Here is a 21892-nt window from a genome sequence, read left to right as displayed (position 1 = left end):
TCTTGATGAAGACTTGGCCGGCGCCTGCTCAGGCGTGGCCGTTCTCGCTGAGCACGGTCCGCAGCGCTTGCCTAAGTCCGGCCGACCCAGCGTCGCCTAGCCTGGCCGTGAAGTCCCGCTCGGTCTCGGAGTACCGGCTCTCTGCCTGCCGGAATACCTCCCAGCCGTGATCAGTGAGCGCGATGATGTTGCGCCGCCGGTCTTGTTCCGAGGGGCTGCGCGCGACGATTCCCTGGCGTTCGAGCGCGTCGAGGAGCGCGACCATCGAGGTGCGGTCGACGCCCAGCACGGCCGCGGCTTCCTGCTGTGACTGCGCCTCCCCGCTGGCGATGACCCTGAGCACGCCGAGGTCNCGAACGGTCACCCCGAGGTCGGCGAGCGCTGNCTGCGCCTGGTGCTCCAGCGCGAGGTGCGCGTGCTTGAGGAGATAGCCGAGCACGTCGTCACGCGCGCGGACCTGGCCCGCTGCGCCAGAACGCGGCCTCGACACTTCCCGATAATACCACTACACTGACCGTCAGTTCTACTGATGATTTGTTGAGCTGACGAAAGGAGCGTGATGATTCTCGTCACTGGAGGGTCCGGGTTCATTGGCTCCCACACCGTGCGCGCGCTGCACGGCCTCGGCGAGCCCAGCGTCGTGATCCAGCGCCNCAGCGGCCGGGNCCCCCCGCAACTCGCGGACCTGCCCGTCGTCGCGGAACAGGCCGACGTCGCCGACCTGGGCGCGCTGCGGGCGATCGGCGAGCGCCACGAGATCACCGGCATCGTGCACCTCGCGGGCTACCCTGCGCCGCGAGGCACGGCCGGGGGCATCGAGGCCACCCAGGGCCTGCTCGACGGGCTCCTCAACATCGCCCGCGTCGCCGCGGAATGGGGCGTGCGCCGGGTGAGCCTCGCCAGCACGCTCGGGGTCTACTACGGCGGCATCCAGCACAGCGGCCCGCTGACGGAGGACCTGCCGGTGCTCCTGACCGCCCCGCACCCGATCCCGCGGTCGAAGAAGATCGCCGAGCTCCTCGGGGAGCAGCTCGCGGAGGCGACCGGCACAGAGATCGTNAGCCTCCGGATCTCCGGCACCTGGGGCCCTCTCGGCCACGAGGACCCGTTCTTCGCCGCACCCGCGCTCATCCACGCGGCAGCCAGCGGCAAGCCCCTGGACCTGTCCGCCCTGCTCAGCCCGCCGCGCCTCGGCGACGGGCTCGACCTGTGCTACGTCAAGGACACCGGCCGCGCGATAGCCCTGATCCAGCTCGCCGGGCATCTCCAGCACCGCACCTACAACATCGCGTCCGGGCGGGTGACCACGAACGCAGAGGTGATCGCAGCGATCCGCGAGGCCGTGCCCGAGGCCGAACTCGACCTCCCGGCCGGCGCCGGCCGGCCAGGTGCCGCTCTTGACATCACCCGGCTCCGCCAGGACACCGGGTTCGAGCCGGAGTACGACACCGCCCGTGCAGCCGCCGGCTACATCGCCTGGCTCAGGGCGGGCAACGAACGCTGACCCGCGCCGACGGCAGTCCCGCCGACACGTCTCCGGCACCAGNCCGGCGCGTCAGAACCGGCGAACACCGGCTTTGCCGGAGCGCTGCACGCGAGCACGCCGCACGCCCGGACCCCGGGGCCTGTCATGACCGCCGACCTGGACACCCTCCTGACCGCACTCTACGTGGAACTGACCGACCGGATCATCCCGTTTCGCGGGCCCGGCCGCACCGTGACCGGGTTCAGCCTGGCGAACCCCAAGCTGTACGGCGAGCGGGACCAGGCTCGGCAGACCCTGGAACGCCAGCCGGCGAAACGCCCCGCCCCCGCACCGCCGTCATCACCGACAAGGGCCCCTAGGGGATCAGATGGCGCAGGTAGCGCTCGGGGCCGTTGAGGTACTGGCGCCAGTTCGCGACGAGGTCGAGGTCGTCCCAGGTGGTCCTGCGCAGGCCGTGTGCGCCGACCTCGACGATGTCGGCGCCGGGCGTCGCGGCGAGGATCGGGGAGTGGGTGGCGCAGACGATCTGCGCTCCGGTCGTCCCCAGTTCGTGCAGCAGGGCGACCAGGTGCAGGTTGGCCGTGAAGGACAGGGCAGCCTCGGGCTCGTCGAGGACGTAGAACCCGGGGGCGTCGAACATCGACCGGAGGATGGCGAGGAAACCCTCGCCATGGCTCATCCTGCGGGTGTCTTCCTCCCAGTAGCCGGGCACGCCGGCGAGGTTCTCGGTCAGGGTGAACGCCGTCTCCGCCCGCAGGAAGAAGCCCTTCTTCCGGGCGCGCGGGCCGCCGAGCATCCGGGCCCCGGCCGCGGTCACGTCGAGGCGGAGCACCTCGNCGAGCGGGGTCTTCTCCGGGTTCGGCCGGCCGCGGCGGGTGCCGAGCCGGCCTCCGTGGGAATCCAGTCCGAAGCCCTCGGCGATCGCCTCCACCAGCGTCGACTTGCCCGACCCGTTGTCGCCCACCAGAAACGTCACCGGTCGGGTCAGCGCCAGCCCGCCGTCGAGGATGGCGGCGACGGCCGGCACGGTGAACGGCCACCGCCCCCGGCCCTCCGCCTGCGGGGCGAGCCCGTCGGGCACGAAGACGCGGTCCACGAACACGGGCGAGCTCCCCATCGTCGGCGCGACGTCCAGCGGATCGTCCATCGACCCTACGAAGCAGGCCCCAGCCGCCCGCGCCAGTCCGGCCGGCGGGGTTCGATTCAATGCCTGCGCACGCACCTGAGGCAGCCCGGGGCGGCGCGTCAGCCGCGGTGGGGGAGGAGTTCCTGGACCTTGGTGCGCAGGCCGGCGGAGATGATGCCCCAGCGGTTCTCGTCGCCCTTGAGCAGGGCCTCGGCGGCGTCCTTGGCCTGCTCGAAGGTGGTGTGTGGCGGGATCGGGGGGAAGTTTGGGTCGGTGCGGACGTCGAGGACCGTCGGGCGGTCGGCGGCGAGTGCCCGGTCCCAGGCGGGGCCGAGCTGGCCGGGCTCGTCGACGGCGACCCCGTGCAGGCCGACCGCGCGGGCGAAGTCGGCGTAGGACACCTCGGGCAGCGTCTGCGACTCGGTGAACTTCGGTGCGCCCTGCATCGCCCGCATCTCCCAGGTGACCTGGTTGAGGTCGTTGTTGTGCAGCACGGCGACGACGAACCGGGGGTCGGCCCACTCGTGCCAGTAGCGGGCGATGGTGAGCAGTTCGGCCAGGCCGTTCATCTGCATCGCGCCGTCGCCCTCGAACACGATGACCGGCCGGTCCGAGTGGGCGAACTTCGCGCCNATCCCGTACGGCACGCCGGGGCCCATCGTGGCGAGCGTTCCCGACAGCGAGCCGCGCATGTCCCCGCGCAGGCGCAGGTCGCGGGCATACCAGTTCGCCGCCGACCCGGAGTCCGCGGCCAGGATGGCGTTGTCGGGCAGCCGGGCGGAGGCCTCCCAGAACAGCCGCATCGGGTTGATCGGCCTGCCCTCGACGTGCGCCTCCCGTTCGACGGTCTCCCACCAGCGGGCCACGTTGCGTTCGACCGTCTCCCGCCAGGAGCGGTCCTCCTTGCGGTCGAGCAGGGGCAGCAACGCCCGCAGGGTCGCCGCCGCGTCCCCGACCAGGTTGATCTCGTACGGGTAACGCATGCCGATGTAGCGGGCGTCGATGTCGATCTGCACGGCGCGGGCCTGGTGCAGATCGGGCAGGAACTGGCTGTAGGGGAAGCTTGAACCGATGGTGAGTAGCGTGTCGCAGTCCCGCATGAGCTCGTAGCTCGGCCGGGTGCCCAGCAGGCCGATGGCGCCGGTGACGAAGGGCAGGTCGTCGGGCAGCACGTCCTTGCCGAGCAGCGCCTTCGCGACGCCGGCGCCGAGCCGGTCGGCGACCTCGATCAGCTCCGCCCGCGCGCCGCGGGCGCCCTGGCCGGCGAGGATCGCGACCTTTTTCCCGGCGTTGAGCAGCTCGGCCGCGGCGCGCACGCCGGCGTCGTCGGGGGACACCGCCGGCCAGCGCACCCCGAGGCTGGACGGCACCATCTTGAACGCGTGCGTCGGCGGAGAGTAGTCGAGCTCCTGCACGTCCGCGGGCAGGATGACGCAGGTCGGGGCCCGCTCGGCGAGNGCGACCCGCAGGGCCCGGTCCAGGACGTTGGGCAGCTGCTCGGGGACGTTGACGACCTGCACGTACTCGCTGGCCACATCCTTGAACAGGCTGAGCAGGTCGACCTCCTGCTGGTAGGAGCCGCCCATCGCGCTGCGGTTGGTCTGGCCGACGATCGCGACCACCGGGACGTGGTCGAGCTTGGCGTCGTACAGCCCGTTGAGCAGGTGGATCGCGCCCGGCCCCGAGGTCGCCGCGCAGACCCCGACTTTCCCGGAGAACTTCGCGTACCCCACCGCCGCGAACGCGGCCATCTCCTCGTGCCGCGCCTGGATGAACCGAGGCCGGTTCTCGGCGCGCCCCCAGGCGGCGAGCAGTCCGTTGATGCCGTCGCCGGGATAGCCGAACACGTGCTCGACGCCCCAGTCGCGCAGCCGGGCCAGGATGAAGTCGCCCACGGTCTGGCTCATGACGCCGTTCCTCTCGTCGCGCGTCGCCGGTGCCCATGCCGGCCGGTGCCCATGCCGGTATGCCGGGTGCTCTACCCGCGGCCGGCGTCTGAAACCGGCGGCGTTCCCACCCGGCCGTGCACGGCGTCGAACGCAGCGTCGAACGCAGCGTCGAACGNGGCACCGCATGGATGGCGCACGCGGCGGGGAGGCCGCGGTCCGCGGGGTCCCGGCCGATTCTGTCGGTGGCCGGTCATAGGCTGCGCCCGAACGCGAACCGCCGTCGCTCGGCTGGAGCGGCTCATCTCCGTCCGTCGCCGTGAATGGAGGACCGATGTCGGAGTTCACCGGTTTCCCCCCAGAGGCCCTGGTCTTCTACGACGGGCTGGAGGCCGACAACAGCAAGGCCTACTGGACGGACCATCGCGAGATGTACGCCAACGCCGTGCGCGGCCCGATGCTCGCCCTGCTCGACGCCCTGGAACCGGAGTTCGGTGAGCCGCACGTGTTCCGGCCGAACCGCGACGTCCGCTTCTCGAAGGACAAGTCGCCGTACAAGACGGCGATCGNCGCCCACAACGAGCACGGCGGCTACGTCCAGGTGTCCGCGGCCGGGCTGATGGTGGCCACCGGCTACTGGCAGACCGCGCCGGACCAGGTGGAGCGGCTGCGCGCGGCGGTCGCCGACGACGTCACCGGCCCCCAGCTCGAAGCCGTCGTCGCGGGCCTGCGCAAGGACGGTTACGAGATCTCGGGCAACCGGCTGAAGACCCACCCGCGCGGCTACGACGCCGACCATCCGCGCATCGAGCTGCTGCGCCACCGCACGATGACCGCCCACCGCGAGTTCGGCGAACCGTCCTGGCTCGCCGAGCCCGCATGCGCCGAGCGCGTCGCCGCTGCCTGGCGCGACATGCGGGTCCTGCGCGACTGGCTCGACCGCCACGTCGGTCCCACCCGCCTGCCCCAGGACCGTCGCCGCTGACCGGCGGGTCACGAGGGCAGGGCCGGGGTTGCCCACCCCTCCGCGGGGGTCCCGCCCGGCCTGGCAACCGAGGCGGGGCCGGGCCGGGCGGGAGGTTCTACTGCGCGGGCGGCTCGTCGGCGAGGAGGTCCTGCAGCTCGCGCAGCGCCAGGGCCAGCTGCTCGGCGAAGGCGTACAGGCCGCCGGCGACCGCGCGCGGGGTGCTCAGGTAGAGGTTGAACCGATCCGGCAGCAGCACGTAGGCGACGCCGATGCACTGGCTGCTCGTCGAGCCGAAGCCGAAGAACTCGACGTTGACCGACGGCGCCGAGCTGGTGCTCAGGAAGTCGTCACGCGTCTTCACCCAGCCGGGGGAGTCGTAGAGTGCGATCGGCTCCCGCACCCCGAGCTCGGCGCCCTGGCGGCGGGCGATGAACTGCAGCTCCCACAGGTGCTGCTCCGGGGCGCGTCCGGCCTGGCAGTCCTTCGCGCGGCGCACGTGCGCGTCGGCGGCGGCGCGGAACGCGGCCCGCTTCGTCGCCGGGTCGGCGGCCGGGTCCTGCATCGCCGCGACGAACTGGTGGATCTGCGGAGTGACGACCCGCATCGCCTCGGTGCGTCCGCGCNGCCACTGCCGGGTCGCGATCGACTCGTAGGTGGCACCCACGTGCCCCTTGGCGCGGACGTGCGCAAGCTGGTAGGCGAGCTGGACGAAGGCATCCGGCGAGGTCCGCAGGGCCTTGGCCTGCTGCTGGCCGAAGTCGTCGAAGGACAGCACGGTCGACGCGGTCGCCGCGGCGAAGTCGGTGAACGAGGCCCCGGCCTCGGCGATGTCCGCGCGCAGGTCGGCGTCGAGGACGAACTCGACGGGCTCGACGGCGGGCAGGCCCTGCGGCTGGGCGCCGGAACTCGCCGAGTGCTCCTGCGGGGAGGTGGACAGCAGGTCGTCGACGAAGCTGAGGATCGTCGTGCCGTCCAGACCGCAGTGCTCCACGTTGATGCCCGCCCGGCCGTCCGGGAACACGATCAGCGAGACCGCCTTGTCGAACCAGCGGTTGCCGGCGTCGCCGTGCAGGAGCTGGTCGCAGGCGGCGAGGTTGTCGGCCGGCGTGGCCTCCTCCAGGCAGAGGCAGAACAACGCGGTCTCGATGGTGTCGAGCGCGGCGGCATTCGCCGGGTCGAGGGCGGACAGCCGCTCCCGGCTCTGCGCCCAGGCGGCGCGCGCCTTCGTAGTGAGCTGGCCGACGGCGACGTCGGCCGGCGCCCGGGTCGGTGCCGCCTTGAGCGCGGCGGTGAGGCCCGCGGTGAGGTCGTCGAGCGTGTACGGTTGCCCGTCCGGGCCGACCACGTCGAGGCGGATGATGTTCCCGCGGTGGAAGACCACGATGTGGCGGGCCGGGGAGGGGCCGGGCCAGGCCTCGCTGTACGGGGTGCGCACGGTGTCCTGCACGGCACCGGGGATCCGGGTGGTGGAGAACAGGTAGGTGTTCTGCGCCATCGACAGCACCTGACCGCGCTGGCGGACCGGTTCGATCCGCTCGTCGTCGAGGCGCAGCTTGTAGTCGACGGCCGCCGCGATCAGGCCCGCGGCCCGCTCGACCTGCGGCTGCTCCGCCGCACGGGCGGCGGCGTTGTCGGCGAACAGGAAGATGTAGTTGGCGTTGAGCGCGATACGGTCCCGCCGGCCGAGGTAGCGGGAGTCCCAGAAGTCGTCCAGCCAGCTCCGCACGCCCTCGGTCGCCTCGTAGCGCTCCAGCGCGGCGTGCAGGACCGGGCCGGGGCCGTCGGAGCCCTGGAAGGCGGTCACGGCCGCCGCGGTCGCCGCGCNCTCGGCCGGGGTGAGCAGGGGGGCGGACCACTCGAGGAAACGCTCACAGCTCGCCGCGAGCGTGGGCAGCGGCACCCGGGGCAGCAGGTCGTCGTAGGCGAAGGTTCCGGTGGTGCGCTGGTCGGATGGGGTCGCGTTCATCCTGGGCCTCGGTTTGTCTCAGGGGGGCTCGGCTGGTCTCAGGGGCTCGACTGGTCTTGGCGGCTCGGCTGGTCTTGGCGGCTCGGCTGGTCTTGGCGGCTCGGCTGGTCTTGGCGGCTCGGGTGGTCTCGGTGTGTCTGCTGGTCTTGGTGTGTCTCGGCCGGAGCTAGAGGGTCCCATGAGGCGAGCGCATCGTGCGGGTCGTCGCCACCCCTGGGCGGTGCCGACTGGCTCACCAGAGCTCGCGGGTTCGCGNCCGCGGNCCTCGGATCAGCCGCCACCGTCCTCAGGCTTGCCGCCACCGTCCTCAGGCTTGCCGTCGCGGTCCTTCCTCAGGCTCGCCGTCACGGTCCTCAGACTCGCCGGCCAGTAAGGGTGCCGGCCGGCTGCTGGCCGAAGACGGGGCGGTTCGCCCCGCGTCCGGCGGCACCGCGCGGCCGGGAAACGTGCAGCTGGGCGTAGAGCCAGCCCTCGGTCTCCAGCCCGCGGGGATCCACGCCCACCGAGGCCAGCGTGTCGAGGACCTGCTCCTGCTCCTGGGCGGAGGCGAAGCGCCGCTGCGGGAACACCCCGTCGACATGGACGGTCTCGTAGCCGAGCTCGTCGAGGGCCTCGGTGAACGGCGCGAAGGGGAACATCCGCAGCACGAAGTGGGCCATCCAGGGCCGCCGGTCACCGGCCGCGCGGGCAACCCGGGTAAGGGTTCGTTCGCTGACGTATCCGATGCAGCCCGTGGAGATGACGAGGTCGGCGCCGTCGAGACGGGCGCGTTCGGCCTCGGTGGGATCCCGCTGCTCCAGGTCCGCGCAGACGGCCTCGTCGAGGAAACCCGCGGCCACCGCGTAGGAGATCGCCGGCTCGGAGGTGTCCAGGCCGACGAAGCGGGTCCCGCTCGGCCGGCGGTGGGCGCGGACGAGCTCGCGGTCGCGGTCCAGCAGGGCGTCCCGACCTGGGCCGGGCTCGGCGCCGTACCGCTCGAACAGGTCGTCCATCGTCAGGTCGCAGCGCAGCAGCGCGGCGTTGATTCCATAGGAGCAGCCGATGTCCAGCACGGTCGGAGGGAGTCGACGCTGGNCCCGGCACTCGTCGATGAGCCGNCTGAAGAACGGCTTGGCGAGCTGGGGAATGTGGTAGCCGAGCCTGCGCAGGGTGCTGAAGTAGGCCTGCGGGTCGGGCTGGGTGTAGATGTGGTCGAGGGCGACCTTGCCGGTGTCGTCGAACCGCAGTTCGTCGTCGAGCGGGCCGGCCGGATCGGCATCGGCATCGAGGTCGACGTCGATGGTGCGGACGTCGATGGGATGGGCGCCGAGGGGATGGACGTCGGTGGGTCGGGCGTCGGTGGGGTTGGCGTCGGTGGGGTCGGCGTCGGAATGCACGCGGGACGCTCCTCCTCGAACGGCGGGGCGGCTGTCGGGACCGGCGGGGGCTCGACGAGGGCGGGTTTCAGTCCAGCAGCGCGTCGACGCGCACGGCGCTCGCCTCCGCGGCCAGGTGGCCGGGCAGGACGCGACCGAAGAGCTGGCGGGTGCGGGCGACGCTGCCGAGCACTCCCGGCCTTTCGGTGTAGGCGAAGATCGCCGAATGGCGGGCGATCCCGCCCTGGACGGGGCTGACCCGGTGCATGGAATAACGCCCGAGAAAGAGCTGCAGGTCGCCGGGGCGAAGGACCAGGCGCCGGACGAGATGAGCGCCCTCGCCGGCCAGCACGGCCCGGACGGCGGGAAAGTTCTCCGCNTGCGCCGTGCGGATGTTCGGGCAGAACTCGAACTCGCCGCCGCACTCCGGCTCCTGGGTCAGCATGCTGACCGCGAACTCGTTGGTGTCGAAGTGCCAGGGGTGCTCCAGCCCCGGGCTGATCACGTTCAGACAGAGCCCGGCCAGCGGATCGGCCAGTTCGTGCACCTGGACGAGCCCGAAGCACGCCGCGACGAAGCGCTGGAACGGTTCGCTGCGGTAGAGCCGGTGGATGGCGAAGTCGGCGGGAATCTGGTCCCGGGCGACGAAGGCGTTACCCCGGCGCATGGCGATCCGGCCGGGGTGGTCGGGCGGCAGCGCGGCGTCGGTCGCAATGTTGTAGGCGTTGACGGTCTCGATCTCGTCGTAGGCCAGCGGGGCCACGGTGGCGCATTCTCGAGCCAGGGCAGGAAACACGGTGGGATGGATGAATCCTGGTAGCACNCAACAACCGTCTGTACGCAGATCGTGCCGCGCGCGGGAGACGGCGGTCCACCACAGCGGGTTGGCCGGGTCGGCGAGGGGATAACTCGTAGTGTCGACCAACTCGCTGATTGATCGAGCGTCCGCCGCACTCATGACACTCCTCTCCACCACCCGTTCACGGTGTCCCCGGCAACGTGAACCACTCGTGACCGGAACGGGAATTACCCCATGTTGACCTGGAAGTCACGATGGTGATGGTTAGTGTGAGATGCGACACGATCGGTGGTATGCCCGGTCGGAACTGTTGGCGTGTACCGCAGCGCGGCTGCTAAGACCAGGCTCGATCAGCGCTTTCCATCGGGACCTCAAAGGCCGGTGACCTGCATCTTTACCNCTGGGTGCGGGCGATGGGCCGACGCTGGGCCAGCCCGCGCCTGCTCGCGTCGACCGAGTTCACCTACCCGAACGTGCTACGAATCCGGCGGAACACCGCGTGCCCGGCCGCGCGCCCGGAGCGCGTCGACCAGCACGGGACCGACTCGGCGCCTGCGGAGCCTGCCCGCACGCCGACCGCAGAGCGCCGCGGCCTGCGATCGAGATTCTCCGAACTGGCGAATCGGTGAGCGGATCTGATTACCATCTGTGCCAGCCCGATTCCGATTCCGCTTCCGGTGACGGCCGTGGCAATCGCGGCCGGGGGAGAATCGAGAGGACGCCAGCAGTGGCCTCGCATGCGGATCATGTCGTCGCCGTCGTCTTCGCGGACGCGGCGCTCATCATCGCGCTGAGCGCGCTGTTCGCGCAGGTGGCCCGCCGATGCCGCCAGCCCGTGGTGATCGGCGAGATCCTCGCGGGCCTTGCCCTCGGCCCGAGCCTGCTGGGCCTGTTGCCGGGTGATCTTCCGCGGACGCTGTTCCCTCCGGACACCCGCCCCTCTCTGAACATCCTGTCCCAGCTCGGCCTGGTGCTGTTCATGTTCGTCGTCGGCTACGACCACGACCTCGGTGACGTCCGCCGCCGGGGAGGGCTGACGGTCGCCCTGACGGCGGCGTCGATCCTGGTGCCGTTCGGCAGCGGCATCGGCGTCGGCGTCGTCCTGCATCCGTGGCATCGCAGCGTCGACGGAAAGGCGGTCGACCTCCTGCCGTTCGCGCTGTTCCTCGGCACCGCCATGTCCATCACCGCGTTGCCGGTGCTCGCCCGCATTCTCACCGAGCGGCGCATGGCCGGCGACGCGGTCGGGAAGATGGCGCTGACCTGTGCGGTCATCGGGGACGCCATCGGCTGGTGCACGCTCGCGGTGGTCGTCGCCGTGGTGCACGCGAGTGGCCCGTGGGGGTTCCTGCGCATGGTCGGTGAACTCGCCGGCCTCGTCGCCGCGCTGGCGATCGTCGTGGCGCCGCTGGCCCGGGTGCTGGCACAACGGGCGGCCGCGCGGGCGGATCCGCGCAGCGTCGGTCCGGCCCTGCTCACCTTCGCCGTCGTCGGCCTGCTTCTCTGCTCGTGGGCGACCGCCGAGATCGGCCTGCACCCGGTGTTCGGGGCGTTCGCGTTCGGCACCGCGCTGCCCCGGTCGAGTCTCGGCCGGCTCGCGCCGGACCTGGGGGCGAACATCGAGCGGTTCGGGGCGATCCTGCTGCCGGTCTTCTTCGTCGCNGCGGGCCTGTCGGTGGACCTGGGCGCCGTGGACGGGCGTGGCCTGCTGGAGATCCTGCTGATCGTGGTGGTGGCCTTCGCGGCGAAGATCATCGGTGCGGGCGGTGCCGCCGCACTGTTCGGGCTGGGCCGCCGAGGAGCGACGACCTTCGCCGTGCTGATGAACACCCGCGGACTCACCGAGATCGTCATGGCCCAGATCGGCCTGGACATGGGCGTACTCGACCAGACGACCTTCACCGCGCTGGTCGTGATGGCGCTGCTCACCACCGCGGCGACCAGCCCGCTGCTCGACCGCCTCGGCATCCCCGTGCCGCCGGTGACCCCCATCCCGGCCACCCGGTCACCCCTCGATGCCACCGCGGCGCCGGCGCCGAGCGGCGAGGCGAGGNGGCTGCCTCGGAATCCAGCGAGGTAGTCGACAACCCCGGACTTCATACTTTCTGCGCCAAATTCCGTCATCCCCTGATCTCAGAGCACATACTCTGACCAGGAACTCGTAGGGCGCCACCAAGGGTGCAGAGGTCGTCGCTAGCCGACTTGTCTCGGTAGCGCTTGACCCGCTGTCGTAATGAGGTTGCCCGGTTTTCGGCCCGCAAGTTGGCTGGCCGGCAAGGGGGGCGNGCGCGTGGCTTACTTCTTCATCAGCTATCGGCACCCACACAGGGATGACGCTGTTCGCCTGGCGGAGATACTCGGTGCGGACGGACACCAGGTGTTCCTGGACGAGAGCGACATACAAGTAGGGGATGACTGGCAAAAACGGATCTCCCAGGCGCTACACGCCTGCGACGCGGTCTTAGCATTGGTGACGCCGGGTTACCCCGAGTCGGGCTGGTGTGTAGCCGAGGTGGCGATCGCGATCGATCGCGGCAAACGAGTTCTCCNGTTCGTGCGGGACGCGTCGCCGGNGACGATTCCCTTCCTCGAACGTGCGCAGTATTGGAAATGGTCGCCCGAGCACCCCGAGGCGATTTTACGGCTGCGGAGCGCGCTGAAGGCGTACGACACGCAGTGGCCCCAGGGCCGTCCCACCGGCCCGCTCGCCAACGGGCTGATCGGTTCCGCGAGACGCGGGCTCCAGAATCCGTTTCCCGGCCTCGAGAGCTTCGACAGCAAGCGGTCGTGGGCGTACTTCGGCCGGGCGAGGGAGATTCGCGAGGTGCTGGAGCGGCTGCGGGCCACCGAGCCTGCCGCCAGGGTCGACCCGGTGTTCATCGTCGGGCCCTCCGGCTGCGGCAAGTCGTCGCTGGCCCAGGCCGGCGTGCTGCCCAGGATTCTGGNGGAGCCCGGCTGGGCGGCACTGCCCACCGTGCCGGTCGACCAGGATCTGCTGACTCCGCTGGNCGCCGCGTTCGTCGTGTCCGCCGGGTACCTCGGCCTTGACGACTGGACGGCGCAGGGCGTGCGGGAGCGCCTGCGCCCCGAGGGTGATGGCGACGAGTCGGTCCCGACCTTGGCGGCCTTCCCGACCAGCGCCGGCCTGCGCGCCGTCGCGGACGATCTGCTGGCAAGGGCCGTCTCTACCAAGGACGCCAACCTGCTGATCGTGCTCGATCAGGTGGACGAGGCGATCTCGACTCAGGGCAGGAGTGCCATGGCGGCGGTGGCCGGACTGCTGTCCGCCGCGGCCGGGCCGCGGGTCCGGGTCNGCGTCCTGGCGACGTTGCGATCCGAGTTTCTCGACAGACTGCGTATGGCAGAGGGGTTCCCGCAGATCCAACTCTTCCTGCTCAGGTCGATCGACAGGTCCCAGTTGCGTGACGTGATCCGCGAACCGGCCAAGGAGGCGAAGCGGGAGGTCGAGCCGAAGTTAGTGGACCTCCTGGTCAGAGACACCGGCAGCGGCGATGCCCTGCCGCTGTTGGCACTTACGCTCAGGCGGCTCTTCGAGGCGACTGCCGCCGACGGCAGGCTGGACGTCGAGGGCTACGAGCGGGTCGGCACGGTCCACGACGCCTTGGATCGGCAGGCCGGCGAGGCCCTCATGGCGCGGGTGGACGCTGGGCGGGATCGACAGACCGTCCTCACCAGCCTGTTGGAGCTGGTCGCGATCGGNCACGACGGCGAGCCGGTGTGCCTGCGCCGGCCCTGGCGCGACATCGGCGCCGAGTCGCACGCCGACCTCGACGCCTTCGAGGCACGGCGGCTGCTGAGGAAGACCGATGATGGCTACGTCATCGTCACCCACGAGGCCGGGTTCATCAGATGGCAGCCGCTGAAGGACATGATGGGGGNCCGCCAAGCCCTGCTCCTGGAGCAGCGGGCGGCTAAGAATGCCGCTGAAGAGTGGGAGCGGACCAAGCACGAGAAGGCAGTCCGGTTGTGGTCCCTCAGTCGACTTGATGCGGCTCTGCTCTCCCTGCTGGGCGCACAGCGGCCTGCAGGGCGTGGCCACCCGCTCCACGGGCTGCGTCGGTTGACCGGCTATCGGTCGGAGATCCTGGACTGTATCGACCAGCTCGGCACCTCGGAGGGATCCCGCGCTTTCCTCAAGGAAAGCTATCGTCAGGGCCGCCGTCACCGCTGCAAGCAGATCTTCATCGCTTGCAGTGTGGCGTTGGTAGTGGCGGGATTGTTTACGTCTGCCGTCTACAAGGCCGTCGAGGCGAACAGTAAGGCGCATGACGCGGAGACGGAGAAGGGGAACGCGCGGTACAGTCAATGCAAGGCGGTGAGTGAGCGGCTTGTCCAGAATGCGCAGGGTCTGCGGGACAACAATCCCCGCGACGCTCTCAGGCTTGGCCTCGCCGCTTCCACCAGTCCATGTCACACTGACAATGCCACAAGCAACCTGCTCACGCTGCAGGAACTGTATTTCGACCGCACTGAGACGGCGCCGTCGGTCAGCTCGGTCACCCACGTCGCCGCGGTACACGCGCTCGCGGCGAGCCCCGATGGGCTCCATCTGGCCACCGCCACCGAGGGCAAGGGCGTGGACCTCATCGACCTGCGGGGGAACACGCACCGCCCGCTGCGCTTCGNCGGTCCCGCGTATGCGGTCGCCTTTGACCGGGGCGGCGACTTGCTCGCCGTGGCCGGGCGGTCGGGCGACATCGCGGTGTGGAATCTCCCTTCCGGTCGGCCGCCGGCGCTGATCCACGGGACGGGCGAGCCGGTGAACGGCATCGTCTTCTCTCGCGACTCGACTCAGGTGATCACCGCTGGCCAGGACGGCACCGTGCGGACCTGGGACGTCGCGACCCTGCGAGAGACGGGGCGGGCGTGGCGGACCAACGGCTCACCGTTCGAGGGTCTCGCCGCCAGCCCGGACGGCCGGCTGTTGGCCACCGCCGGTTCCGACACTGACGTCGTGCTGTGGGACGTGNCCAGCGGGACTCCCCGCGCCACGCTGCGTGGACACACCGGTCCGGTGCGCGCGGTCGCGTTCAGCGTGGACGGGACGAGCCTGGCCAGCGCGTCCGACGATGGGTCCGTGCGGCTGTGGAACACCGCGAACCCCAGCGCCGGGGCTACCGTCGTGCTCACCGGGCACAATGACCGGGTGCGGGCGGTCGCCTTCTCCCCCGACGGCGAGGCGATAGCCTCCGGCGGGGACGACGCGTCGGTGCGGCTGTGGCACTGGCGCTCCGGCCAGCAGCGGCGTGCGTTCGCCGGACCGACCGGGTCAGTCAGCGGTCTGGCCTTCACCGCGGGCGGGCTCAGCCTGGCCGGCGCAGGACTCGACGGCAGCGTGGGGCTGTGGGACGTCGCCACCGGTGGCCCTGAGGCCGTGCCCGGGACGAGCGCGGTGGCCTTCGGACCCGCCGGAAGTGGCCTGCTCGCCACCGGTGCGCCGCGCCACCCGATCACGCTATGGGACACCACCGGGCGGCGGGCGCCACTCGTGCTCGGCGGCTCGACGCCTCCCTCCGCCGAGACCGAAGGCGTCGGCGCGGCCCGCTCGGCGCCGGGCACCTCTGCCCGCCGCCCGGCGACCGACGGCGCTGAGCCGTTCGCGCTCGCGTTCAGCCCGGACGGCGCGCTGCTCGCCGGGGCATTGAGCGGCGGGCGGATCGGGCTTTGGCGCACCGCCGACGGGCGGCTGGAGACGACGCTGACCGGCCACGTGGGCGCCGTCTATTCCATTGCATTCAGTCCCGACGGCGAAATGCTGGTCAGCGGCGGGCAGGACGCGAGCGTCCGGCTGTGGACGCTGCAGCACGGCACCGTGCCGCCCACGGTGTTCCACGGTCACCTCGGGCCGGTGCGATCCGTTGCCTTCAGCCCCGACGGCGATCACTTCGCCAGCGGGAGCGACGACGGCAGCGTCGGTCAGTACGACAAGGTCTGCCAGCCCGGCAAGATCTGCGGCGGCAACGCCGACAGCGGGGGCTGGCGGGCTAAGGCCCGCTACCACCACCTGCCGCCGGTCGACGCGGTCGCCTTCAGCCCGGACAGCATGGTGCTGGCCAGCGGCAGCGAGGACCACACGGTCGCGCTGTGGCCGGTTCGCCTGCCGGGCGATCCGCCTTCCTCGATCATCAGTGGGCCCTCCCAGCCGATCGTGTCGCTGGCCTTCTCCCCGGACGGGAAGCTGATCGCCGGCGCCGCGGCGGACGGCACCCTGCAGCTTTGGGACGGCGGGGACGCTCACGCTTCCCGCGGCATCATTCGGACCCGGCGGTCGGCGTCGGCGGTCGCCTTCAGCTCCGACGGCAGACAGATCGCAAGCGCCGGCGACAACGGCACGCCAGCGCTGTGGCAGGTGGAACCGGCCGCGGTGGAGGCGAGCATCTGCGCGCTGGACCTGGAACTCACCCCGCAGCAGTGGCGCCAATACGTGCCGGACGTACCCCCCTGGCGGGAGTGCCCATGATCGTCAACCNCCCGGGCCGGCCGCCTACCCGGCGTTCGGTGCTGCTCGCAGGCCTGCTCACCGGTGGGCTAGCAGCGGGCTGCGAGCACGGCGCCGTCGACTCCTCCCACCAGTCCTCGCCGCCCGATCCCGACGCGGACGACGTCACCTGGTTCAAGAGCTCGATCACCCAGAGCGCGAACGATCCCGGCCGGATCCTCGTCGATCTGTACGAACGCGACAATCTTGGCGGTCGGGTCACGACGATCGCCGCCGACACCCGAACCGACACGATGCGGGAAAGCCTGCGACGCACGATTCAGAGTAGGGAATCCAGACCCGATGTTTATCTCGGTGACGTCATCTGGCCGGCGGAGTTCGGCCATAACGGCATCGCGGCCCCGTTGGACGGCCGGCTGAACCCTGCGTTCTGGAATCGCTACGACCCCGACCTGGTGGTCGCGTCGCAGTACGACCATCGGACGTACGCCGCGCCGCTGTTCGCGGATCAGGGGGTGCTGTACTACCGTCCATCCCTGGTGGGTAGGCCGCCGGCGACCTGGCAGGAGCTGGCCGCCATCTGCCGGGACAGCGCCCACGCCCCGAATCTCAACGGTTTTCTCTGGCAGGCTGCCGATTACGAGGGCCTCACCTGTTGCTGGACCGAGTTCGCGGCCGGGTCCGGGGCGCCGATCGCCACCAGCCGCCTCGAACCGGCGCCGCTGAACAGCCCACCGGCCGTCGAGGCGCTGCGCTTCGCTCGGCACCTCATTGCGGAGGGCATCTCCCCGCCGGCGGTGATGGGATTTCAGGAGACACACGTCACCCAGGAGTTCAGAGCCGGCCGCGCGCTTTTCATGCGGGGGTGGGGCACGGCCTGGCAGGCCCTGATCGAGCCGGTGACCTCTCAGATCGTCGATGATGTCGCCGTGGCNCCGCTGCCCACCTTCACCACCGGAGGCCCGCGGTACTCCACCGTCGGCGGCTGGAGCCTGTTCGTGAACCCGTACAGCCGGCGCCTCCGGCAGACCGTGCGCTTCATCGACTGGATGACCAGCGTGCCCGCGCAGAAGATTCTCGCCAGATCGGCAACGATACCGACGATCCGCACCGTTCGGGCCGACGCCGAGCTGCGTGAGCAGTATCCGCCGTTGCAGGCGGCGGCCGCGTCCACCAAGGCCTATCGACCAGCGGGCCTGCTGGGCTACGCCGAGGTCAGCAGGGCCATCCATACCAACGTGCAGCTCGCGCTGCGCGGTCAGCTCGAACCGGCCGAGGCGCTGCGCAAGGCGCAGCGCGACTGCGATCGGGTTCGAGGCGCCAAACCGAGCTGAGGGCCGTCGCGCCTTACGGCGGCCCGCGGCGTCGTTACCGGGCCGAGGTCAGAAGCCGGCGAGGTAGGCGGCGGTCTTCGTCGGGTCGAGGAACCAGTGCTGGAAGTCGCTGGGGTCGTCGAAGCCGTTGACGAAGCGGCGGGCGACGGCGTCGTGTGCCCCCGCCGCGCCGAGGATCTGCTGGACGTGCTCCGGCGGCGGGGCGAGCAGCGCGTTGGTCCAGGTGGTGACGTGCTGGGCGTAGTCCCAGTACTGGTCGAAGGCGCCCTGCATCCAGGCGCGGTCGAACGGCCTGTCGCCGTGGGCGAGGATGCTGTCCAGGTAGGAGGCGNCACACTTCGCGGCGTTGTTCGCGCCCTGCCCGGTGATCGGGTCGTTGGCGACGACGACGTCGGCCATCCCCAGCACCGCCCGGCCCGACGGCAGCTCGCCGACCGGCCGGCGCACGACCGGCGTGTAGCCGCCGGCCAGCGTGGCCTGGGCGTCGGTGAGCTCCACGTCGGCGCAGCGCTCGTACTCCCACGGCACGTACGTCCGGGTCAGCTCAAGGATGCGGCGCAGGTNCTCGGCGGGCTCGGGGTGGTCGTCCCAGCAGTCCAGCGGGCCGCCGGGGATCCCCTCGAAGAACAGGATGTCGCAGTTCCCGCTGAGCGTGTACGCCGGGATGACGAACAGTTCCCCGACCCCGGGGGCGATGTTGAAGCGGACGCCGGGGGCGTCGGGGTGCTCGGGGCGCGGCGCGAGCCCGTGCACATACGCCAGCGACAGCACCCGCTGCGGCGCGGTGTACGGCGAGCGGGCGGGGTCCCGGTCGAACAGGCCGACCAGCTCGCCCTTGCCCGCCGCCACGATGACGAGGTCGTACAGCTCGGCGAGGGAGTTCAGGTCGGAGGTGGTGACCCCGGAGATGATGAGCTTGCCGCCGCGCTCCTCGAACAGCTCCGACCAGCCGGCCATCTTCACCCGCTGGTCAATCGACTGGGCGGGATGGTCGAGCCGGCCGAACCAGTCCAGCGCCCGGGTGCNGTCCGGCGCCNCCAGCGACACGCCCAGCCCCTGGATCCCGACCGCGTCGGCCTCCCACAGGTTCAGTCCGTGGTCGCGCTCGTNCTGCAGCGCCGTGTGGAACATGGCCTGGGTGGACATCACCCGGCCGGTGCGGATCTCCTCGGGGGTGCGTGCCGACATCATCGTGACGTCGTAGTCGTGCTCCCGCAGGGTGAGGGCGAGCTGCAGGCCCGACTGGCCGGCGCCGACGATCAGGATCTTGCGCATGAGTGCGTCCTCCTCGGGGTCAGGCCAGGAACGGTGGGTCAGGCCGGGGACGTTGGGTCAGGCCGGGGACGTTGGGTCAGGCCGGGGCTGGTGGGTCAGGCCAGGGACATGGCGTAGCGGACCAGTTCGCGCAGGGCCTCGGCGGTCGACGCCGGGTCCCGCGCGTCGCAGGTGATCAGCGGGATGCCCGGCCGTAACGCGAGGGCGTCCCGCACCTCGTCGAGGTCGTGCCACAGCCGGCCGTCGAACAGGTTGACCGCGACGACGAAGGGCACCGTCGAATCATGCTCGAAGTAGTTGACCGCGGCGAAGGACTGGTCGAGNCGGCGGGTGTCGGCGAGGACGATCGCGCCCAGCGCGCCGCGGGAAAGGTCGTCCCACAGGAACCAGAACCGCGCCTGGCCCGGCGTGCCGAACAGGTAGAGCACCAGGTCGGAGTCCAGCGAGATCCGGCCGAAGTCCATGGCCACCGTCGTGGTGGTCTTCTCGCCGTGCGGGGGCAGGTCGTCGACGCCCTCGCTGGCCTCGGTCATCCATGCCTCGGTGTTGATCGGCGGCACCTCCGACACCGAGCCGACCATCGTCGTCTTGCCGACGCCGAACCCTCCGGCGATCACGATCTTCGCCGAGATCATCAGCCGGTCCGGGTCGGCGCCGGCGACCTGCCCCGCCGCGTTCCCGCTCAGACCGGCAGCTCCCGCAGGCCGCTGAGGATCCGCTCCAGCACACCGCGGTCATGGGAGTAGGCGTGCGCCGTCGGATGGATGAACACCGCGCCCTGGGTGGCGAGATCACTGATCAGCACACGGACGACGCCGAGGGGGATCGACAGGAGCGCCGACAGCTCGGCGATCGAGAGCTGCGTCCGGGCCCGTTCGTAGAGCGCCTTCGACTCGGGCATCAGCGACTCGCTCAGCGCCGGGTCGTAGCTGGGAACCGAGACCAGCGTCTCCACCAGCAGGTGGTGACGGGTCCTGGTGCGTCCCCCGGTGAGCGTGTACGGGCGGATGCGCCGGCTGCGCGTACGCGGCAGAGCCGGCGGTCCCGGCGTCACAGCTGCCGGCCGGAGAGGACGCGGCGCAGGTCCGCTCGGGTCTGCGGGGTCAGCGCGTGGCCGGCGTGCTGCACGAACTGGGTCATCTCGTAGGCCACGACCTTCATGTCGCAGTCGGCGTCGGTGAGCACCGCGAGGCCCGCGCCCNCATCGATGCCCATGAACAGCAGGTAGCCCGACGACAGCCGGACGATGATCTGCTCGCAGGTCCCCTTGTCGAACAGCGCGGCGCTGTTGCGGGCGAGGCTCAGCATCCCGCTGGCGATCGCGGCGAGCTGCTCACCCTCGACGGTGCTGACCGAGTCCGACGAGGTGAGCGACAGCCCGTCGGAGGACAGGATCAGGGCGTGGGAGACCCCGTGCACCCTGGCGACGAAGTCGTTGATGAGCCAGGTGAAGTCGTCGCGTCCCTGGCGGTTGGTCGTGTCCGTCACGGCTTCCCTCACGCCCCTCGCTGCTCGTCACGGGCGGCCCGTTCACCCTCGGTGAACGCACCGAGATCGGCGAGCAGCCGCTCGTGGTCCGTCACCTGGGCCNCCCCCGCCGCGGGCGCGGCCGGCGGGGAGGCCGCGAGCGGGCCGGTGCCGCTCTTCAGACTGCGCGACACCCGGCGGGGCAGGCCGCTGGCGGTGGTCTCGACGGCGGCCGGGCTCGGTGGCGGGTTCGAGGACGGGTTCGGTACGGGCCGCAGCGCGGGGGAGGCGGTGGGCCGCGTGGAGTGGGCCGCGGGCGCGGCCGGGCGCGGGCGGGCCAGGTGCGCGGCCCGGCGTCCCGGCAGCCCGGCGGCCGTCGCGACGTGCGCCGCGGGGCCGACGGTACGCACGGCGGGAGCGACGGTGACGGTCTGTGCACCCGACCAGCTCGCCTCGGGCAGCTCGCAGATCAGCGCCGCGGGCAGCAGCACCGAGGCGGTCGTCCCGTGCGGGTGNCGCCGGTCGAGCCAGGTGCGCATCTCGTGCCGGGCCGCGATCCGCCCGACCACGGCCAACCCCATGTGCCGCACGGCGTCGTCGTCGAGGGTCGGACCGGCGCGCAATCGCTCGTTGAGCCGGCGCATCCGCTCCGCGGGCAGGCCGATGCCCTCGTCCTCGACCCGCAGCAGCGCGCTGCCCTGCTCGGTCAGGTGCACGCCGACGCNCACCGGCGCGCTTGGCGGAGACGACTTGGTGGCGTTGTCGANCAGTTCCGCCAGCAGTCGGCCGACGTCCTCGGCGGCGAACCCGACCACACCGAGCGAGACGACCCGGCCGATGGTGACGCGGGAGTAGTGGTCGATGGAGGACATGGCCGCGCGGATCACGTCGACCATCGCCGCGGTCTCCGACGCCGTCTCGTTGGCGTCCCGCCCGGCGAGGATGCGCAGGTTCTCCGCGTTACGGCGCAGCCGGGCGGCGAGATGGTCGAGCTGGTAGAGCTCGTCGAGCCGCTCGGCATCCTCCTCGCGGGCCTCCATCTCCTCGAGCTGGGAGAGCAGGGAGTCGACCAGGTTCAGGTCGCGCAGGGCGACGTCGGCGCAGATCGCCGACAGCGTCTGCGCGTCCGCCGTGGGCGCGGGCAGGGTCGCGGCAGGGGCGCTGTCCGCCGAGACGGCGCTCCCCGCGGACAGGGCGCTCCCCGCGGACAGGGCGCTACCCGCGGACAGGGCGCTACCCACCAACAGGGCAGTGTCCGCAGCCGGGGCGCTTCGCGCAGCCGGGGCGCTGCCTGCCGACGGGGCGGTGCCCGTGGCCTGGGCGGTGGTGGCCGACGGGGTGATGGAATGCNCTGGCATGGGTGCGGAGCCCGGTGTGGGACTCGACGGCGCCGCGGTGGGCGGGACCGCCGGGCGGGCGTGCGCCCCGGACGAAGCGAAGAGCTGCGCGGCGACCTCGCGGGAGTTTCCGAGCAGGGCGCGCGATCGTTGGAACAGTTCTCGGGCTCGTGTCGTCATCCCGTCCTTACTGCTCTCTCTCGTGCGGGTCCCTCCCGCCTTCGGCACCCCCGTCAGGCTGGTATGCAATCAGACGCCCGCCGGCCTCGTCCAACCGACTTGCCCGATCCCGGGGTGACATGTCCCTAGTTGTTCCGATCGATGCTGGGAATGAGCGAGGCCAACCGCCGCAGTGGCGCCGGTAACACCGGACGAGGGCGGCGGGCAGGCGGCTGGCCTGCGGCTACGGCGGGAACCTCGGGTTCGTCGGGTCA

9 protein-coding genes and 16 pseudogenes are annotated in these 21892 nt (G+C 71.3%); 6 read left to right on the top strand and 19 right to left on the bottom strand.

The features are described from left to right. Positions 1-1060 precede the first annotated feature (1060 nt). The coding region (locus tag UK94_RS58650) for a hypothetical protein (protein ID WP_235488763.1) at positions 1061-1504 on the top strand (444 nt) is incomplete at its 5' end. A 1227-nt stretch (positions 1505-2731) separates the two neighbouring features. Here UK94_RS58650 and UK94_RS58645 read toward each other — a convergent pair. From UK94_RS58645 to UK94_RS58635, 3 genes and pseudogenes are all read right to left on the bottom strand, one after another. After that, positions 2732-3244: pseudogene (locus UK94_RS58645) on the bottom strand (thiamine pyrophosphate-dependent enzyme); the annotation flags it as partial. 1 nt (position 3245) lies between these two features. Next, positions 3246-4069, bottom strand: a pseudogene (locus UK94_RS58640) (thiamine pyrophosphate-requiring protein); the annotation flags it as partial. Between the two features lies 1 nt (position 4070). Next, a partial coding sequence (locus tag UK94_RS58635) for a thiamine pyrophosphate-binding protein (protein ID WP_268761512.1) occupies positions 4071-4519 on the bottom strand: 449 nt, incomplete at its 3' end. Between the two features lie 313 nt (positions 4520-4832). On the opposite strand from UK94_RS58635, the pseudogene UK94_RS58630 reads away from it, so the two are divergent. Together UK94_RS58630 and UK94_RS58625 are read left to right on the top strand one after the other, a co-directional pair. Next, positions 4833-5067, top strand: a pseudogene (locus tag UK94_RS58630) (DUF2461 family protein); the annotation flags it as partial. Between the two features lies 1 nt (position 5068). Further along, positions 5069-5483 (top strand): DUF2461 family protein (locus tag UK94_RS58625; protein ID WP_235488760.1); only part of this gene is annotated, 415 nt, incomplete at its 5' end. Between the two features lie 97 nt (positions 5484-5580). Here the strand turns inward: UK94_RS58625 and UK94_RS58620 are convergent. The 6 genes and pseudogenes from UK94_RS58620 to UK94_RS58595 form a co-directional block, all read right to left on the bottom strand. Beyond that, positions 5581-6088: pseudogene (locus UK94_RS58620) on the bottom strand (choline/carnitine O-acyltransferase); the annotation flags it as partial. A 1-nt stretch (position 6089) separates the two neighbouring features. After that, positions 6090-7289, bottom strand: a pseudogene (locus UK94_RS58615) (choline/carnitine O-acyltransferase); the annotation flags it as partial. A gap of 1 nt (position 7290) precedes the next feature. Continuing rightward, positions 7291-7431: choline/carnitine O-acyltransferase (locus UK94_RS58610; RefSeq protein WP_235488802.1), on the bottom strand; the 141-nt coding region annotated here is incomplete at its 3' end. Positions 7432-8529: 1098 nt separating this feature from the next. Continuing rightward, positions 8530-8807: pseudogene (locus tag UK94_RS58605) on the bottom strand (class I SAM-dependent methyltransferase); the annotation flags it as partial. A gap of 67 nt (positions 8808-8874) precedes the next feature. Next, positions 8875-9165, bottom strand: a pseudogene (locus tag UK94_RS58600) (arpA protein); the annotation flags it as partial. A gap of 1 nt (position 9166) precedes the next feature. Continuing rightward, positions 9167-9609: pseudogene (locus tag UK94_RS58595) on the bottom strand (arpA protein); the annotation flags it as partial. Between the two features lie 475 nt (positions 9610-10084). On the opposite strand from UK94_RS58595, the pseudogene UK94_RS58585 reads away from it, so the two are divergent. The 3 genes and pseudogenes from UK94_RS58585 to UK94_RS58575 form a co-directional block, all read left to right on the top strand. Next, a pseudogene (locus UK94_RS58585) lies at positions 10085-11247 on the top strand (cation:proton antiporter); the annotation flags it as partial. A 1-nt stretch (position 11248) separates the two neighbouring features. Continuing rightward, positions 11249-11638 (top strand): annotated as a pseudogene (locus UK94_RS58580) (cation:proton antiporter); the annotation flags it as partial. Between the two features lie 5342 nt (positions 11639-16980). After that, the coding region (locus UK94_RS58575) for a hypothetical protein (RefSeq protein ID WP_235488758.1) at positions 16981-17379 on the top strand (399 nt) is incomplete at its 5' end. Positions 17380-17711: 332 nt separating this feature from the next. Here the strand turns inward: UK94_RS58575 and UK94_RS74405 are convergent. The 10 genes and pseudogenes from UK94_RS74405 to UK94_RS58545 form a co-directional block, all read right to left on the bottom strand. Beyond that, positions 17712-17942: pseudogene (locus tag UK94_RS74405) on the bottom strand (FAD-binding oxidoreductase); the annotation flags it as partial. Position 17943: 1 nt separating this feature from the next. Further along, on the bottom strand, positions 17944-18336 hold a 393-nt coding region (locus tag UK94_RS58570), incomplete at its 3' end, for a styrene monooxygenase/indole monooxygenase family protein (protein WP_313949552.1). Between the two features lie 413 nt (positions 18337-18749). Next, positions 18750-18977 (bottom strand): annotated as a pseudogene (locus UK94_RS58565) (ATP-binding protein); the annotation flags it as partial. Between the two features lies 1 nt (position 18978). Further along, a partial coding sequence (locus UK94_RS58560) for an ATP/GTP-binding protein (RefSeq protein WP_235488756.1) occupies positions 18979-19289 on the bottom strand: 311 nt, incomplete at its 3' end. A gap of 47 nt (positions 19290-19336) precedes the next feature. Next, complete coding sequence (locus UK94_RS19575) at positions 19337-19708, bottom strand: DUF742 domain-containing protein (protein WP_011602992.1); 372 nt, start codon at positions 19706-19708, stop codon at positions 19337-19339. Continuing rightward, positions 19705-19855 (bottom strand): annotated as a pseudogene (locus UK94_RS58555) (roadblock/LC7 domain-containing protein); the annotation flags it as partial. The gene UK94_RS19575 and the pseudogene UK94_RS58555, both read right to left, overlap by 4 nt. Before the next feature lies 1 nt (position 19856). After that, on the bottom strand, positions 19857-20142 hold a 286-nt coding region (locus tag UK94_RS19570; RefSeq protein WP_235488754.1), incomplete at its 3' end, for a roadblock/LC7 domain-containing protein. Between the two features lie 103 nt (positions 20143-20245). Beyond that, positions 20246-20636, bottom strand: a pseudogene (locus UK94_RS74400) (ATP-binding protein); the annotation flags it as partial. Between the two features lies 1 nt (position 20637). Next, positions 20638-20845 (bottom strand): annotated as a pseudogene (locus tag UK94_RS58550) (ATP-binding protein); the annotation flags it as partial. A gap of 43 nt (positions 20846-20888) precedes the next feature. Further along, positions 20889-21362, bottom strand: a pseudogene (locus UK94_RS58545) (ATP-binding protein); the annotation flags it as partial. Between the last annotated feature and the right edge of the window lie 530 nt (positions 21363-21892).

Origin of the sequence: Frankia sp. AvcI1, from assembly GCF_001420875.1 — a bacterium.
Lineage (GTDB): Bacteria > Actinomycetota > Actinomycetes > Frankiales > Frankiaceae > Frankia > Frankia alni.
The sequence above is the reverse complement of the archived record's forward strand: the minus strand, read 5'-3'. Positions and strand labels throughout refer to the sequence as shown.